The organism is Taklimakanibacter albus (assembly GCF_016595235.1).
Taxonomy (GTDB): Bacteria; Pseudomonadota; Alphaproteobacteria; order Rhizobiales; family Aestuariivirgaceae; genus Taklimakanibacter; species Taklimakanibacter albus.
Window position 1 is genome coordinate 1975345 of the sequence record NZ_JAENHL010000008.1, and the last position, 16438, is coordinate 1991782.

Annotated in this window: 16 protein-coding genes; 7 read left to right on the plus strand and 9 right to left on the minus strand. The window is 63.5% G+C overall.

The genetic code is table 11. The features are described from left to right. The first annotated feature begins 87 nt into the window (after positions 1-87). Positions 88-1158, plus strand: a complete 1071-nt coding sequence (gene pheS, locus JHL16_RS32385) for a phenylalanine--tRNA ligase subunit alpha (RefSeq protein WP_200188965.1) — start codon at positions 88-90, stop codon at positions 1156-1158. Continuing rightward, positions 1158-3566 (plus strand): phenylalanine--tRNA ligase subunit beta, encoded by a 2409-nt coding sequence (gene pheT / locus JHL16_RS32390; protein ID WP_200188966.1) that lies wholly within the window; start codon positions 1158-1160, stop codon positions 3564-3566. The genes pheS and pheT overlap by 1 nt, the downstream gene beginning before the upstream one ends. A 187-nt stretch (positions 3567-3753) precedes the next feature. Here pheT and JHL16_RS32395 read toward each other — a convergent pair whose 3' ends face one another. The 3 genes from JHL16_RS32395 to mbfA are packed head-to-tail and all read right to left on the minus strand — an operon-like array spanning position 3754 to position 6219. Further along, positions 3754-4077 (minus strand): low molecular weight protein tyrosine phosphatase family protein, encoded by a 324-nt coding sequence (locus JHL16_RS32395; protein ID WP_200188967.1) that lies wholly within the window; start codon positions 4075-4077, stop codon positions 3754-3756. Next, a complete protein-coding gene (locus JHL16_RS32400) occupies positions 4074-5222 on the minus strand; it encodes an AAA family ATPase (RefSeq protein WP_200188968.1) in 1149 nt (382 codons plus the stop codon). The genes JHL16_RS32395 and JHL16_RS32400 overlap by 4 nt, the downstream gene beginning before the upstream one ends. Before the next feature lie 40 nt (positions 5223-5262). Next, the gene (gene mbfA / locus JHL16_RS32405) at positions 5263-6219 is read right to left on the minus strand and encodes an iron exporter MbfA (protein ID WP_200188969.1); all 957 of its coding nucleotides are present in this window, start codon (positions 6217-6219) and stop codon (positions 5263-5265) included. Positions 6220-6403: 184 nt separating this feature from the next. Here mbfA and lepA point away from each other — a divergent pair, with 184 nt between their 5' ends. From lepA to JHL16_RS32425, 4 genes are all read left to right on the plus strand, one after another. Beyond that, on the plus strand, positions 6404-8206 hold the full coding sequence (lepA, locus tag JHL16_RS32410; protein WP_200188970.1) for a translation elongation factor 4: 1803 nt from the start codon (positions 6404-6406) through the stop codon (positions 8204-8206). Next, positions 8178-8783 (plus strand): hypothetical protein, encoded by a 606-nt coding sequence (locus tag JHL16_RS32415; protein ID WP_200188971.1) that lies wholly within the window; start codon positions 8178-8180, stop codon positions 8781-8783. The genes lepA and JHL16_RS32415 overlap by 29 nt, the downstream gene beginning before the upstream one ends. A gap of 3 nt (positions 8784-8786) precedes the next feature. Then, entirely contained in the window at positions 8787-9452 is a 666-nt protein-coding gene (locus JHL16_RS32420) for a lytic transglycosylase domain-containing protein (protein ID WP_200188972.1), read from the plus strand. A gap of 64 nt (positions 9453-9516) precedes the next feature. Next, on the plus strand, positions 9517-9960 hold the full coding sequence (locus JHL16_RS32425; protein WP_200188973.1) for a hypothetical protein: 444 nt from the start codon (positions 9517-9519) through the stop codon (positions 9958-9960). A gap of 9 nt (positions 9961-9969) precedes the next feature. Here the strand turns inward: JHL16_RS32425 and JHL16_RS32430 are convergent, their stop codons facing one another. After that, the gene (locus JHL16_RS32430) at positions 9970-10956 is read right to left on the minus strand and encodes a saccharopine dehydrogenase NADP-binding domain-containing protein (RefSeq protein ID WP_200188974.1); all 987 of its coding nucleotides are present in this window, start codon (positions 10954-10956) and stop codon (positions 9970-9972) included. Positions 10957-10975: 19 nt separating this feature from the next. Next, the gene (locus JHL16_RS32435; RefSeq protein ID WP_200188975.1) at positions 10976-11974 is read right to left on the minus strand and encodes an NADP-dependent oxidoreductase; all 999 of its coding nucleotides are present in this window, start codon (positions 11972-11974) and stop codon (positions 10976-10978) included. Positions 11975-12093: 119 nt separating this feature from the next. On the opposite strand from JHL16_RS32435, the gene JHL16_RS32440 reads away from it, so the two are divergent. Next, on the plus strand, positions 12094-12678 hold the full coding sequence (locus tag JHL16_RS32440) for a TetR/AcrR family transcriptional regulator (RefSeq protein WP_348647311.1): 585 nt from the start codon (positions 12094-12096) through the stop codon (positions 12676-12678). On the opposite strand, the gene JHL16_RS32445 is transcribed toward JHL16_RS32440, so the two are convergent. Genes JHL16_RS32445 through choW form a run of 4 tightly spaced genes read right to left on the minus strand, consistent with a single transcriptional unit; the run spans position 12644 to position 16419 of the window. Next, a complete protein-coding gene (locus tag JHL16_RS32445; RefSeq protein WP_200188977.1) occupies positions 12644-13525 on the minus strand; it encodes a DMT family transporter in 882 nt (293 codons plus the stop codon). The two genes, JHL16_RS32440 and JHL16_RS32445, sit on opposite strands and share 35 nt — an antisense overlap. A 53-nt stretch (positions 13526-13578) precedes the next feature. Continuing rightward, positions 13579-14370, minus strand: a complete 792-nt coding sequence (locus tag JHL16_RS32450; RefSeq protein WP_200188978.1) for an AraC family transcriptional regulator — start codon at positions 14368-14370, stop codon at positions 13579-13581. Between the two features lies 1 nt (position 14371). After that, the gene (gene choV / locus JHL16_RS32455) at positions 14372-15565 is read right to left on the minus strand and encodes a choline ABC transporter ATP-binding protein (protein ID WP_200188979.1); all 1194 of its coding nucleotides are present in this window, start codon (positions 15563-15565) and stop codon (positions 14372-14374) included. Then, on the minus strand, positions 15562-16419 hold the full coding sequence (gene choW / locus JHL16_RS32460; protein WP_137854698.1) for a choline ABC transporter permease subunit: 858 nt from the start codon (positions 16417-16419) through the stop codon (positions 15562-15564). The genes choV and choW overlap by 4 nt, the downstream gene beginning before the upstream one ends. Positions 16420-16438: the final 19 nt, after the last annotated feature.

Sequence of the window (16438 nt, forward strand, 5' to 3'; positions counted from 1 at the left end):
GTCAGCATCCATCGGTTCGGGCCGGGCTTTCGCTGGCGCTTCACGAAGCGTCATCGGCCCGGCCTTTTTCGTTGAAAGACCCAAAAGATGAGTCTGCAAAACCTCGAACAATCGCTGATCGACGGCATCACCAGCGCCGCGGATGAAACCGAGCTCGAATCCTTGCGCGTTTCGGCGCTGGGCAAGAAGGGCGCCATTTCCGAGCGCATGAAGACGCTGGGCGGCATGGCGCCGGAAGAGCGCAAGACGGCGGGCGCCGAGCTCAACGCGCTCAAGGACAAGATCACCGAGGCGCTCTCGGCGCGCAAGTCAGCGCTCCAGGCCAAGACGCTGGAAGCCCGGCTCGTCACCGAAAAGGTCGACGTCACGCTGCCGGCGCGGCCCGAAGCGCAAGGCTCGATCCATCCGGTGAGCCAGGTGTGGGAAGAAGTGGTGCAGATCTGGGGCGATCTGGGCTTCTCCGTCGCCGAAGGTCCGCATATCGAAAACGATTTCTACAATTTCACCGCGCTCAACATTCCGCCCGAGCATCCGGCGCGCCAGGAGCACGACACCTTCTATCTGCAGCCCAAGGCCGACGGGTCGCGCATGTTGCTGCGCACCCACACTTCGCCGGTGCAGATCCGCTCGATGCTGGAAAGCAAGCCGCCGATCCGCATCATCGCGCCGGGGCGCACTTTCCGCTCGGATTCGGACCAGACCCATACGCCGATGTTCCACCAGATCGAAGGTCTCGTCATCGACGAAGAGACGCATCTGGGCCATCTCAAATGGGCGCTCGCCGAATTCTGTAAGGCGTTCTTCGAGATCGACGACGTCAAGATGCGCTTCCGCGCCTCGCATTTCCCGTTCACCGAGCCGTCGATGGAAATCGACATCAACTGCTCATGGGAAGGCGGCCAGGTGAAGATCGGCGAAGGCTCTTCCTGGCTCGAGATTCTCGGCAGCGGCATGGTGCATCCGAGCGTGATCAAGGCCGGCGGCCTCGATCCTGAGCGTTATCAGGGCTGGGCCTTCGGCATGGGGCTCGACCGCATCGCCATGCTCAAATACGGAATCCCCGATCTGCGCGCCTTCTTCGAGGCCGATCTGCGCTGGCTGCGCCATTACGGCTTCCGCTCGCTCGCTGTTCCCACTCTCGCCGGAGGGCTCTCCTGATGAAATTCACCCTCTCCTGGCTCAAGGATCATCTCGACACCGAGGCCACCCTCGACCAGATCGTCGACGGCCTGATCGGCGTCGGCCTCGAGGTCGAAGCGGTCGAGGACAAGTCGAAGGGGCTCGCCCCTTTCACCGTCGCTTATGTGAAGGAAGCGCGCCAGCATCCCAATGCCGACCGCCTGCGCGTCTGCGACGTCCTGACCCGCTCCGGCATGGTCCAGGTCGTGTGCGGCGCGCCCAATGCCAAGACCGGCATGAAGGCGATCTTCGCGCCGCCCGGCGCCTATATTCCCGGCACCAAGATCACGCTCGAAAAGGGCGTCATCCGCGGCGTCGAATCGAACGGCATGCTGGTCTCGGAGCGCGAGCTTTTGCTCTCCGACGAGCATGACGGCATCATAGAGCTCGACAAGACGGCGCCGATCGGCTCATCGGCGGCGGATGCCTTGGGCCTCTCCGATCCGATGATCTATATCAAGGTCACGCCGAACCGCCCGGATGCGCTCGGCATCCACGGCATCGCGCGCGATCTCGCCGCCAAGGGCCTCGGCACGCTGAAGCCGATCAAGATTCCGGCCATCGCCGGCAAGTTCAAATCGCCGATCGGCGTGTCTTTGATCTTCGATGGCGGCGATGTCAGCCCCTGCCCGCTTTTCGTCGGGCGCTATATCAAGGACGTCAAGAACGGCCCGTCGCCGAAATGGCTGCAGAACCGGCTGAAGGCGATCGGGCTCCGGCCGATCTCGGCCCTGGTCGACGTCACCAACTACATCACCTTCACCTATGGCCGGCCGCTGCATGTGTTCGATGCCGACAAGATCAAGGGCTCGATCCATGCCCGGCTCGCCAAGCGTGGCGAATATCTGCGCGCGCTCGACGGCAAGACCTATTGGCTCGACGCCAATATGACGGTCATCGCCGATGAACGCCGCCCGGAAGCCCTGGGCGGCATCATGGGCGGCGAGGAATCGGGCGTATCGGACAAGACCGTCAATGTCTTCCTCGAATCCGCTTACTTCGACGCGCTGCGCACCGCGGCCACCGGGCGCAAGCTCGGCGTCCAGTCCGATGCGCGCTACCGTTTCGAGCGCGGCGTCGATCCGGCCTTCACGCAGACGGGCGCCGAGCTCGGCACCGAGATGATCCTCGAGCTGTGTGGCGGTGAACCCTCCGAGCTCGTCGTCGCCGGCCATGTGCCGGACACACAGCGCAGCTATCTCCTGCGGCGCCGGCGCGTCGCCAATCTCGGCGGCGTCGAGGTCTCGGAAGCCCAGCAGAAGGAAATCCTGACCGCGCTCGGCTTCGAGGTGACGGAGAAGCCGGACGGCCTTCTCTGCGCCGTGCCGTCCTGGCGGCCGGATGTCCATGGCGAGGCCGATCTCGTCGAGGAAGTCTGCCGCATCTACGGGCTCGACAATGTGCCCTTCGCCGAGATGCCCAGGCTGTCGCCGATCGCCAAGCCGGTGCTGAGCCCGCTGCAGCGACGCATGATCCAGGCGCGGCGCACGCTCGCCTCGCGCGGCCTCAATGAAGCCGTCACCTGGTCGTTCCTGCCCGAGGCGCATGCGCGTCTCTTCAACAACGGCCAGCGCAACCGCGACCTCGTGCTCGCCAATCCGATCTCGTCGGAGCTTTCCGACATGCGGCCGTCGCTGCTCGCCAATCTCATCGCGGCGACGGGACGCAACATGGCGCGCGGCTTCCAGGACGTGGCGCTGTTCGAGGTGGGCCAGGCCTATGCGGGTGATAAGCCCGAGGATGAAACCCTGCGCGCTGCCGGCACGCGGCGCGGCGATGTCGTGCCGCGCAACTGGCAAGGCGGCCAGCGCGCCGTCGACGTGTTCACCGCCAAGGCCGACGCGCTGGCGGTGCTCGAAGCGGCAGGCGCACAGGTCCAGACCATGCAGGTCGTGGCGGAGGCGCCCTCCTGGTATCATCCCGGCCGTTCCGGCACGATCCAGATGGGCCCGCAGAACAAACTTGCGACCTTCGGCGAGATCCATCCACGCATCCTGGCGGAAATGGACGTGAAGGGCCCGCTGGTCGCCTTCGAGGTCAATCTCAGCGCCATACCGGGCACCAAGACGAGAACCAGCACCCGCGCCGCGCTGAAGGCTTCCGATCTCATGGCGCTCAAGCGCGACTTCGCCTTCGTCGTCGATGAGGCGATCGAGGCCGACAAGATCGTCAAGGCGGCCAAGGGCGCCGACAAGCAGCTCGTCTCCGATGTCGTGGTGTTCGACCGCTTCGCCGGCGGCACGCTCGAAGCCGGCAAGGCGTCGCTTGCCATCGAGGTGACGATCCAGCCGCGCGAGAAGACGCTGACCGAGGAAGAGATCGAGGCCCTGTCGCAGAAGATCGTGGCGCAGGTCCACAAGGCGACCGGCGGCGTGCTGCGGAGCTGAGCAAGCTAGCCTGCTCCCAGAAATTTCCCTTCTCCCGTTGCGAAGCAATGGGAGAAGGTGCCCGAAGGGCGGATGAGGGCTCTTCTGCAAGAGCTACGGAACGTCTTAAGAGCCCTCACCCGGCCTTCGGCCACCCTCTCCCATCCTGCGGACGGGAGAGGGGGAAAATGCCCGAGAGCCACCGCATTCACGGCAAATAGCGCGACACCCTCGTCTCGAGCAGGCGGACGAGCATCGGGTCCATGAATTCGAACTCGTCCGGAATATCGAGGCAGATGACGCGCGCTTTCTTCAGCGATGCGCGGAAACGCTGCTGCAGCTTGTTACGGTGCGTCTTCTCCATCACGAAAATGATATCGGCCCATTCGACGAGTTCCGCGGTGAGCGGAGTGTCGGCGTCGTGATTGGTGCCTGCCGAGGCGACCTCGATATCGGGGCGGCGCGAGAAGACCTGCTCGGCGGTCGGACTGCGCAAGCGATTCTGGCTGCAGACGAAGAGAACGTTTTTCATCGCGACGGCCATTTCCATGGCGGCGCGGTGCGGTCCATGACGATCGTTTCGCCGAGCTGTTTCTCGAGCTGGACCAGCCAGCCGTCCGGATGCCGGTCGAGCGCCGCCACGAGCTGCGACGAATGCGACACGAGAATGATCTGGCAGCGCTCGGCCGCCTTGGTCACCAGACGCGCCAGCGGCGCGATGAGATCGGGATGCAGGCTCGCCTCCGGCTCGTTGAGGATCATCAGCTCGGGCGGGCGGGGCGACAGAAGTGCGGCGATCAGCAGAATATATCTGAGCGTGCCTTCGGAGAGCTCGGCGACGTTCAGCGGGCGCAAGAGCCCGTGCTGACTCATCTCCACCTCGAAACGGTCATTCACATCGAGGCTGGCGCCGTCGAAGGCGTCGGCGACGGCGTCGGCGAGCGCATCCCGGTCGCCGATCTCGATAATCGTCTGCAATGCCGCGCCGATGTCGCTGCCGTCTCCGGCGAGGATAGGCGTCAAGGTGCCGACCTGCGGCCGGCGCGCTGGCGCCTCACGGTCGGTGCGCAGATTGTCGTAGAAGCGCCATTGCCGCATGCGCTCGCGCAGCAGAAGCAGCTCCCAGCCGTCGAGCGGATCGGCGCGATGGGTCATCACGCTGTCGAAATGCGACAGATGTTCGGCGCAGTCGCGCCAGGTACCGGATTTGCTTTCGCGCAAGCGGGAGTGGGCGCCGTGGCGCTCGGCGATGACATTGGCGCGGCCGAGAAGCTCGCCGGTCCACACCGCCTCGACCTTGATGACGGGATCGAGCGCAAAACGTGAGGTCGATGGCGGCGGCAAGCCGAGATCAATGGCGTAGCCGTAATCCTCCGAAGAGAAGCCGAGCTGGAGGCTGATCGGACCTCCGCGGCGCGTGCCCTGGACCGGATGCCGGCCGGTCTTCATCTCGCGGCTGAATTTTTCAGGCCCCGCCCAAAGCGTCGAGGACAGGCCACCCTCGGCGGCGAGCGAGGCGATCACGCGGCCTTGCGCGACATCCGACAACAAACGCAAGGCGCGATAGAGGCTCGATTTGCCGCTGCCATTGGCACCGGTGACGATGTTCAGCCGGCCGAGCGCCAGCGTGACGTCACGCAGCGAGCGGTACCCGGATATGGCAAGCCGCGTGATCATGCTCGTGGCAGATTATAAACAGGTGCCGGCGACCTGCCAATCACGAGCTGCCGATGAAGATACCGGTGAGGAAGACCAGGGCGCCGCCGACCGCCACCTGGAAGGCGGCACGCAGGAACGGCGTGTCCATGTATTTCCAGCGGATCCAGGAAATCGCCCACAGCTCGAAGAACACCACGATCATGGCGACGACGGTGGCGGTCCAGAAATCCGGGATGAGATAGGGCAAGGCATGGCCGAGGCCGCCCAGCGTCGTCATGAACCCGGAAGCAAGGCCGCGGATCAAAGGCCGGCCGCGGCCGGAGAGCTTGCCGTCGTCGGACAGCGCCTCGGCAAGGCCCATCGAGATGCCGGCGCCCAGAGAGGCGGCAAGGCCGACGAGGAAGGTCTCCCAGGTATTGTGGGTCGCGAAGGCCGCGGCGAAAAGCGGGGCCAGGGTCGAGACGGACCCGTCCATCAGGCCGACCAGGCCCGGCTGGATCACCTGGAGGAGGAACAATTTCTGCTTCGCATCGGCCTCATCGAGCCTGGCATCAGGGGTCAGATGCTTGAGGCCGAGCCGGTCGGCGAGCGAGGTATGCTCCTTCTCGGCCAGAGCGAGCTCGGTCAGGAGTTTCTGGATGGCCGGATCCTGCGCCTGTTCCGCCGCCTTGGTGTAGAAGCGCATGTTTTCGAGCTCCAGCACCTCGGCCCGCTGGCGCATGGTTTCGAGCGTCATCTGCTTTGACAGCCACACCGGGGGGTGGCGCACGAAGCCACGGACGTCGCCGCGCCGGATGAGTGGGATGAAATCGCCGAATTTCTTCAGATAGGCGTCGGTCAGGGTGGCCTTGTGCGCCTGCTCTTCCTCGGCCATTTCGACGAAAACCTTCGCCGAGGCCGGGAATTTCTCCATCAGCGCGTGGGCGAAGGCCAGATAGGTACGGGAATCGTCCTCTTCGCTCGAAATCGCGAGCGCCAGGATCTCTTGTTCGGTGAGGTCGGCAAAGGCTTTCATGTTTCTTGTTTAGAATAGCTCTAAACTACAATCCAGAGGGAAAGTACCAAGGCTTCGGCAGGTCCCGCCCGTCACGCTCTATCTTTTTGTTTGCGCATGATCTTTTCGGAATGCCGGCGGCGGCCTGCGCGCGTTATGCGCGGCGCTTGACGGGGCGGGGTGCGCCTGCCATCAAGCCCTTCAAATGACCGATCTCAGCCATATTCGCAATTTCTCCATCATCGCCCATATCGACCACGGCAAGTCCACCCTCGCCGACCGGTTGATCCAGCTGTGCGGCGCCGTCACCGACCGCGAAATGGTCGACCAGATCCTCGATTCCATGGATCTCGAGCGCGAGCGTGGCATCACCATCAAGGCCAATACGGTGCGCCTCGATTACACGGCGAAATCGGGGGAAAAATATGTGCTGAACCTGATCGACACGCCCGGCCATGTCGACTTCGCCTATGAGGTGTCGCGTTCGCTGGCCGCCTGCGAGGGCTCGCTCCTCGTCGTCGATGCGAGCCAGGGCGTGGAAGCCCAGACGCTGGCCAATGTCTATCAGGCGATCAACAACAATCACGAGATCATCCCCGTCCTCAACAAGGTCGACCTGCCCGCCGCCGAGCCCGCGCGCATCCGCCAGCAGATCGAGGACGTGATCGGCATTGATGCCTCGGACGCGGTCGAGATCTCGGCCAAGACCGGGCTCGGCGTGCCGGATGTGCTGGAAGCCATCGTCAACCGGCTGCCGGCGCCCAAGGGCGACCGCAATGCCCCCTTGAAGGCGCTGCTCATCGACAGCTGGTACGACCCCTATCTGGGCGTCGTCGTGCTGCTGCGCGTGATCGATGGCGAGATTCGCAAAGGTCAGAAGATCAAGATGATGGCGACCGGCGGCGCCTATCAGGTCGAGCGTGTCGGAATCTCCAGACCCAAGCGCGAAATGATCGACAAGCTCGGTCCGGGCGAAATCGGTTTCTTCACGGCCGCCATCAAGGAAGTGGCCGACACACGCGTCGGCGACACGGTGACGGATGAGAAGAATCCGGCGGCCGCCGCCTTGCCGGGCTTCAAGCCGGCGCAGCCGGTCGTCTTCGCCGGCTTCTTCCCGGTCGATGCGGCGAAGTTCGAGGATCTGCGCGAGGCAATGGGCCGGCTCCGCCTCAATGATGCGAGCTTCTCCTATGATATGGAGACCTCGGCGGCACTCGGTTTCGGCTTCCGCTGCGGCTTCTTGGGCCTCCTTCACCTCGAAATCATCCGCGAGCGCATCGAGCGCGAATTCAATGTCGATGTGATCACCACGGCGCCGTCGGTCATCTACAAGGTCAATCTCAACAACGGCGACCAGATCGAACTGCACAATCCGGTCGACCTGCCGGAGGCCAATTACATCACCTCGATCGAGGAGCCGTGGATCGAAGCGACCATCCTGGTGCCGGACGAATATCTGGGCTCGATCCTGAAGCTCTGCGAGGACCGGCGCGGACGGCAGAAGCAGCTGACCTATGCCGGCACGCGCGCCATGCTGGTCTATGACCTGCCGCTCAACGAGGTGGTGTTCGATTTCTACGACCGGCTCAAATCGGTGAGCCGCGGCTATGCCAGCTTCGACTACAAGATGGTCGGTTATGAAGAGGGCGACCTCGTCCGCATGGGCATCCTGGTCAATGCCGAGCCGGTCGACGCGCTCGCCATGATCGTGCATAGGGGCCGCGCCGAGCAGCGCGGGCGCGTGATGTGCGAGAAGCTGAAAGAGCTCATCCCGCGCCACATGTTCCAGATTCCGATCCAGGCGGCGATCGGCGGCAAGATCGTCGCGCGTGAAACGCTTTCCGCGCTGCGCAAGGACGTGACCGCCAAATGTTACGGCGGCGACATCTCGCGCAAGCGCAAGCTTCTCGACAAGCAGAAGGAAGGCAAGAAGAAGATGCGCCAGTTCGGCAAGGTCGAGATCCCGCAGGAGGCCTTCATTGCGGCGCTCAAGATGGACGAGAATTAAGGACAGCCGGGCCTATCGAACGCTCGATCGCGCTCTGTCGCCGCTGAACTGGAAGAAGCGCCAGCGGATGAAGCAACATGTGCGGGCGCGCCTTGCACAGGCGGAACGTGACGCGCAAAGCGTCAGTTACTTTCAGCGTGAACTTTTCCGCAGCCTGGCTAACCTCGCCCGGCCCGCCAGTGAGCAGATTGCGTATCTTCAGCATATCTTCCGTTTCATGAAGATGAAACAGGAAGATGACTGGATCAGCGCGGAAGAGCTTGTACTGGAATATGATGATTCGTTCAGAGGCGCGTGCGGCGACCCCGAGCGGGGAACGCTCGGTTGGCGGCACGCGCTTGGCCTGACGCCGGAGCAGATCGAGGCCTTGACCAGGCTCGACGACAAATTTGATGAGATACGAGGAGAAGAGAGCGCCGAATCGTGGACGGGTCTCGCGCTCAAGCGGGAACCGTTTTGGCGAGAGGTTCGAGAGATGGCCATCGAATGCCTGAACCTGCTGGAAGGGCGACAATGGTCCCTGGATCCGGCCCTAAATTCGAACCATTCAGATGCGATGGAACCGGCGAGACAGTAGGCAATGGCGCGCGCAATCCTCGTAATCATGTCCGGCCTGGCCTTCCTCGTGAGCGCAGGGATGGCCTCGGCGCGCCCGCCGCTCGAGGAGACCTCCAGCGGCAAGGTGCTCTATCAGCGCATCGGCAAGGCGGAAGCGCAGCGCAACCAGATCCCCTTCGCGATTGTTGATGCTGTGATGCGAGTCGAAAGCGGCTATGATCCGGGAGCGGTCGGCGATGTCGGCGAAGTGGGCCTCATGCAGATCCTGCCTTCAACCGCCGACATGCTGGGTTTCAAGGGCAGCCGCGAGGCGCTGGCCAAGCCTGAAAACAACATCGCCTATGGCACGGAATATCTGGCAGGGGCATGGCGCCTCTCCAACAAGGACATCTGCACCACGGTGATGAAATACCGCGCCGGCCATGGCGAGACGCGGTTCTCGGTCAAGTCGGTCGACTATTGCAAAAGAGTGCGCCAGCACCTCGTGGCGATCGGCTATCCGGTGACCGGCGATGTGCCGAAGGCGACTTTCGGCTTCAACGCTGGCAGTTCCGGCTCGGTGCGGGTCAAAGGCCGCGTCCGGGTCAGGCTCGGCGGCAGCAGCGGCTGCTTCACCCGCGTGATCCAGCCCGGACGCAATTTCGGCAAATGCATCTCGCGCGCCGCGCTCAAGGGCCTGCTGAAATAAATCTATCGTGTTCGAATTGCAGCAGGCTGGTTTCGATCCTTGTTTCGGATTAGGATCGAAACTCATGGGCGCCAAGACTCTCTTCAAAATTCCGCAATACAGGCTGGGCAGCGATGGCCAGCCGTTCGAGGCGGTCGGCAGCATGCCCGATTTACGTGTTGCCCAGCCGGCGGCGGTCTTCACCTGCGGCTCGTATCTTCTCCTGCTGCTCAAGGACCCGCCAACCGTGGTCCAGTCGAGGACCGGCCGGCCCGGCATGATCAGCTATCCCTTCTCGCTCGCCGTACTCGACACCGAAAAGCAGCGGGTGGTCAGGTTCATCAGCCTGGAAGAGAGCCTCACTGGCAGCCGCATGCTGGGTATTTTTGACTGCGCCGGCTCACGTTCGAATCTGGGGAATGCAGACCTGATGACGCAGGACGAGTTTCTTGACCTCGCCACCAGGCTGTTCCGCGAGGAGACGGACTGCTCCGCCCCGCTGCTGCGTGTCGGCGAATACCTTTCCTGATGCCGTGCGCTACACCTCGATACGCATGCCGAATTCCTTCAATCGCGCGATGAGATGCTCAGGCGCGATCAACTGGTCGGGAAAATAGAGACCCGGCGCCGGCGGATCCTTGCCGTCAAGCCCGGCGAGACGTTCGAGCGCTACCGCGATGCCCGCTGCCGTGACCGGCGCCTGGCCCTGCGGATGCGACAGAACATGACGGGCCTTGTGTGGCTTGCCGTTCTTCTCACCGTCGATCTCGATGATGATCTCGGCGACGACATCCGGTGACGATTCATCCGGCTGGCCAACTGCCAGATCGAAGCGCAGGTTTTTCGCCATCGTCGACGCCGACAGGCTCAGAAGATCGAAGGGGGTATAGGGCGTGGCCCGCAATTCAACGCCGTCGCTCATGCGCACCACGCGTTTCTTGTCCTCTTCCGTGGTCCAGGTCCATTTGCCGTCCTTGAGATAAGTGCTCTGCGGTGCCGCCATCAGCAAGCGGTCGAAATCGGCGGAAGCGGCAGGCCCGCCCATATCGCGCGGATCGAGCACGGCGGAAATCGTGACGCCGTCGATGCGGTCGAAGTCCCTGGCGAAATGGAGCGCCGGCAGCAGAGCGGCGCCGGCAAGCCAGGTGCTGTTGAAGAGAATGGCCGAGGCATTGGGGCGATGCATGTAAAGCGCCGTTTCCGGCCCTATCTCATAGGCGCCGGTCGAGACGCCGACATAGGCGGCACCCGTCGCTTGCGCGTAACGCATCGAGTTGAGTGTGTGATCCTTGACGAACATGGCGATGGCCGAGAAGCGGCGGCTCGGATCGAGGCCCAGATCGCGCCGGTCGAGATCGATGGCCACGGCATCGGCGTTCCCGAGCGTCGCGGCAACGGCTTCTGCCTTCTGCAGATCGCGGCCGCCGATGGTGATCGGCGTATCCGGATAGAGCTTGCGCAAGGCGCGTGCGGTCTGGGCGCCGACGAAGCCTGAGCCGCCGATGATGAGGAGGGATTTGGTCATGATGTGATGCTCCTTAATCTCAACCGAGCTTGACCAGCATCTTGCCGGCATTGGCGCCGGCGAAGATGTCGAGGAAAGCCTGGGGGGAATTTTCGAGACCTTCGACGACCGTCTCCTTCCATTTGATGCGGCCGTCGGTGATCCATTGCTTCATGTCGCGCTGGAAGTCGGGCCAGAGATCGAGATGGTTGGAGGCGATGAAGCCCTGGAGCTTCAGGCTCTTTTCGATGACGGCATAGATGTTGCGGGGGCCTATCGGCTCGCCATTATATTGGGCGATCATGCCGCACAGGGTGAAGCGCGCGAAGTCATTGGCATTGGCGATCGCCGCTTCGAGATGATCACCGCCGACATTGTCGAAATAGATGTCGATGCCTCTGGGCGCTGCCTTAGCCAAGGCAGCGGTGATGTCCTTCTCGGTCTTGTAGTTGATCACTTGATCGACACCCGCTTCCTTGAGCAGCCAATCGATCTTGTCCGGCGAACCAGCGGAGGCGATCACGTGATTGCCCTTGATCCTGGCGATCTGGGCGACGAGCGAGCCGACCGCACCCGCCGCGGCCGACACGAAGACAGTCTCGCCGGGCCTCGGCTCGCCCAAGCGCAGGAAGCCGGCATAGGCAGCGAGCCCAGGAAAGCCGAGCGGGCCCAGATAGGCCTGCAAGGGGAAGGCTGGATCGACCACCGCGGCGCCCGCCGCGTCGATGAGCGCCAGGTCGCGCCAGCCGGCAAAGTGGCTGACCGTGTCGCCCGGCTTGAAGGCGGGATCGCGGCTTTCCTCGACGATGCCGACTGCCGCCCCTTCCATCACCTCGTTCAGCGCGAAAGGCGGGATGAAGCTTTTCTTCTCGGTCATGCGGCCGCGCATATAGGGATCGACCGAGATCCATTGGTTGCGGACCAGGAGCTGGCCGGACACCGGTTCGGCAAGCTGGCGTTCGGCCAGCCGGAAGCTGTCAGGCCCCGGCAGACCTGTGGGACGTTTCACCAGATGAATTTCGCGGGCAATTTTGGGCATAAGGGTCCTCCTGCCCGGAAACCCTCTGTTTTCCGGGTTGATTTTCATGTTACAGATAGTAAGTTACTAGTTGTAATATGTGAGGGCAGGCGGACCTGTCAAGGAGGGCAGAGAGCTTGGTGCAAAAATTATCGAATGCCGACCGGCGGGCGCAGCTGCTCGAGACCGCACATGCGATCGTGCGCGAGCAAGGCACTGACGCGTTGACACTGGGCGCGCTGGCCGAGCGCGCCGGGGTGAGCAAGCCCATCGCCTATCGCCATTTCGAAACGCGCTCCGGCCTGATGACGGCGCTCTACAAGGAGATCAACGAGCGCCAGAGCATCGCCCTCGATGAGGCGCTGCAACACACGCCGAAACGGCTCGCCGATGTCGCGCGGGTGGTCGCCACCGCCTATATGGACTGCGTCATCGCGGTCGGAGCGGAATTCCACGCCATCGCCGCGGCGCAGAAGGGTGATGCGCAAATGGGCGCCTATCAGCGCGAGCTCATCGAGCACTATGCCGAGTCCTATTGCGCGGTAATGGCGCCGCTGACGTCGCTGCCTGAGGACACGGTGCGGCGGCGCGCCTTCGGCATCTTGGGTGCGGCCGATGCACTGTCGGTCGAGATGGTGCGCGGCGCCATCAGCAAGGAGCAAGCCGCCAACGATCTGGCGACGCTCATCATCAGCTGGCTTTCGCCTGAGAGAAAGCCAGGCTGAACACGGCGAGCAGCACGGCACCGATGCCAATGAGCTGATGGAGGCTCACCGTTTCACCCAGTATGACGAAGGCCAGCAGGACGGCGGTGACGGGCGCCATGGCGGTGAACAGGGCCGCCTCGCTGCCGGCGACACGCGCCAGGCCCGCATACCAGAGCAAATAGCCGCCGACCGTCGGCACGATGGCGTAATAGACGATCGCCCAGAGCGATGATGTGATCATGGGCGCCGTCCAAGGCGTTTCAAGGAGAGCCGGGACCAGCGCCACCATGAGGCCGATGCCGGTCATCAGCGTCGACTGCGCCAAAGGCTCGATCGGCACGCGCAGCCTCTTGTTGAGGAGGATGAACAGGCCTTCGCAGAGGATGGCGGCGAAGATCAATGCATTGCCTAGGAGCGAAGAGGATCCGGGCGCACCCGGCTCAAAGGCGATCACGAAAACGCCGCCTGCCGCGAGCGCAATGGCGAAGAGCACGGCTGGGCGCGGCCGTTCCCCTAAGATGAAGATGGCGATCGCCGCCGAGACGACCGGCAAGGTGCCGATGATCACGCCGGCATTGGCGGCGGAGGTGTAGTTTAGCCCTAGGATCAACAGGGACGTGTAGAGCACGCTGCCCGCCGTCGCCTGCAGAAGCAGCAGAATACGATCACGGCGGTCCGGCCGCGGCCAGCGGCTGGCGGTCAGACGCATCAAAATGAGAAAGAAGGGAAGCGCCAGCGCCAGGCGTAAGGCGGTGGCGGTGAAAGGCGGCAGACCTGAGCCGGCGATCTTGCTGGCGATCACGGTGCTGCCGACCGTCGCCATGGCGGCGGTGAGAAGGATGTAACCTTGAAGCTTCTGAGACATCGCCGCAAAAAACCCGATCCGGCCTTCGCGGTCTTGAACGAAATTGCAGGAGGTCAGTGCATGCCAGCGTAAAGGCCGGGCGATACGCCATAGGTCCGGACAAAAAGGCGCGTCATGTGACTCTGATCGGCGAAGCCCGCGGCTATTGCCGCCTCGGCGAGCGGCAAGCGCCCGGTGATCAGCCGGCGTGCCAGAGCGACACGGCGCTGCATCAGAAAAGCATGCGGCGTAAGGCCGGTCGCCTTGCAGAAGCCGCGCAGCAATTGGAATTTGCCGAGGCCGCATTCACGGGCGAGATCGTCCAGCGTGACGGGCAAGGCCGGATCGGCCTCGATCAGCTCACGCGCCTTGGCGATGCCTTCCGGGACCGCCTCGCCGGTCCGTCGCGGACGCAAGGCGGCGAGCAGAATGAAGATCATCTCCTCGCGCTGAAGTTTTCCCGCCTCCCCTTCCGTCATGGCGGCATAAAGCGCGCGGAAGCGATGGACGATGCGCGCATCGGGGATCACCGGATCATGGAACTCGAAGATCTTCGTTCCGCCTTCGCTCATATCCGCGACCGCCCCGGCGATCACCTCCGGATCGAAATAGAGCATGCGCCAGGAGCGGCCGAGATCGCCGATGGGAATGCCGTCATGGACCTCGCCCGGATTGACGGTGATGGCATCGCCCGGCCCCGCTTCCACCGGCCCGCGGCCGCTGGCCGACTTCTGGGCGCCCTGGTGGATGACGCCGATGCCGAACTGGTCATGGGTGTGGCGCGGAAAGACGTGACGCGTCGTCGCCTCGACGGCGTCGACGCCCTCGAAGCCCGATGGGCGCATGTTGAAGTCGCGGCGCGCCATATCAGTCCGGCTGGCGGCGCAGCACCGCCTGCAGCACGTCGCGCACGCCGATGGCGCCGACGAAACGCTCAGTCTCGTCGAACAGCGCCACCGGCGCTGTCTCGGCGCGGTGCATGGCAAGCATCACGGTGCGCAGAGGCGTGCCGGGTGTCGCCCAGAAGACCGGACGCGTCGACGGATCGACCGGTTTCTCGGCTTCCGAGCAGGCGACCCAGGTGGCCGGCTGTTTCTCACGCTCGGCCGCCACGACCTTGCGGTCGGCGCCGATCTTGAAGCGGGTGGTGCGGCGGCGGTCGAGCCAGATCCAGCCCTCACCCGCCTCCTCGAGATCGCGCGCATCGCGCATCACATTGTAAGCGGTGAGCACGCTCAGCGGATTCACATTGGCGATGAATTCGCGCACATAGTCATTGGCGGGCCGGAGCACGATGTCCTCGGGCCGGCCCGTCTGCACGATGCGGCCACCTTCGAGGATGGAAATGCGGTTGCCGAGCTTCAGCGCCTCTTCGAGATCGTGGCTGACGAAGATGATGGTCTTCTTGAGCGTCTTCTGCAGCGACAGAAGCTCGTCCTGCAATTTGGTGCGGATCAGAGGATCGAGCGCCGAGAAGGGCTCGTCCATCAGCAGGATCGGCGCCTCGGTGGCGAACGCGCGCGCCAGGCCGACGCGCTGCTGCATGCCGCCCGACAATTCATGGCCATATTTTTTCGACCATTGATCGAGGCCGACCAGCTTCAGCTGCTTGTCGACGCGCTGGGCGCGCTCGCCATCCGCCATGCCGGCGAGCTCGAGGCCGAAGCCGACATTCTCGGCGACGGTGCGCCAGGGCAGAAGGCCGAATTGCTGGAACACCATGGCGACACGGTGCTGGCGCAGGCGCCGCAATGTCTCGGGACTGCAGGTGACGACATCGACGGGCTTGCCGTCGTCATTCACGACGACCTCGCCGCGCGACACCTTGTTGAGGCCATTGACGGCGCGCAGCAGAGTGGATTTGCCCGAGCCCGACAAGCCCATCAACACGCTGATCTCGCCTTCCTTGACGGCGAGATTGGCGCCGGCGCAGCCCAGCACCGCGCCAGTCTTTTCGAGAATCTCCGAGCGCGAGGCGCCCTGATCGAGAAGCTTCAGCCCTTCCGCCTCGCGTTCGCCGAAGACGATGTCGACATTCTTGAATTCGACGGCGGTGGTCATGCGGCTTTTTTCCTTTCGCCGACGCGGCAGACGCGGTCGAGAATGATGGCGAGCACCACGATGGCGATACCGGCTTCGAGACCGAGCGGGATATTGACCGAGTTCAGAGCGCGCACCACCGGCTTGCCGAGACCATTGGCGCCGACGAGAGCGGCGATCACCACCATGGAGAGCGACAGCATGATGCATTGGGTAAGGCCGGCCATGATGGTCGGCAGCGCCGCCGGCAATTCGACCTTCCACAAAAGCTGCCGCTTGGTGGCGCCGAAGGCCTCGCCCGCCTCGATGAGCTGCTTCGGCACCGAGGTGATGCCGAGATGGGTGAGGCGCACAGGCGCCGGAATGGCGAAGATCACGGTGGCGATGAGGCCGGGCGCCAGGCCCAAGCCGAACAGCACCAGCACCGGAATCAGATAGACGAAGGTCGGCATGGTCTGCATGAGGTCGAGTACGGGCCGCAAGACCCGGAACAGCCAGGGCCTGTGGGCGGTGGCGATGCCGAGCGGCACGCCGATCGCCATCGACACACCGGCGGCGGCGATGACTAGCGCCAGGGTCTCGATGGTTTCCTTCCAGAAGCCGAGATTGATGATGAGCAGCAGGCCGATCACCACGGCGATCGCAAGCTTGACCGAGCGCTGCAAATACCAGGCGAGAAGGGCGATCAGGAGAACGACGACGATCGGCGGCAGCATCAATACGAGGCCGATCAGGCCTTCCAGCACCACGGTGAAACCGCGGGCGATGCCGTCGAAGAACCATTCGAAATTGGTCGTGAGGAAGCCGAAAAACGCCTTGCCCCAGGCGCCGATCGGAATCTTCCAGGCGGTGATGAATTGCGTGACCGGATCCACCTCAGCCCTCCCCTTCTAA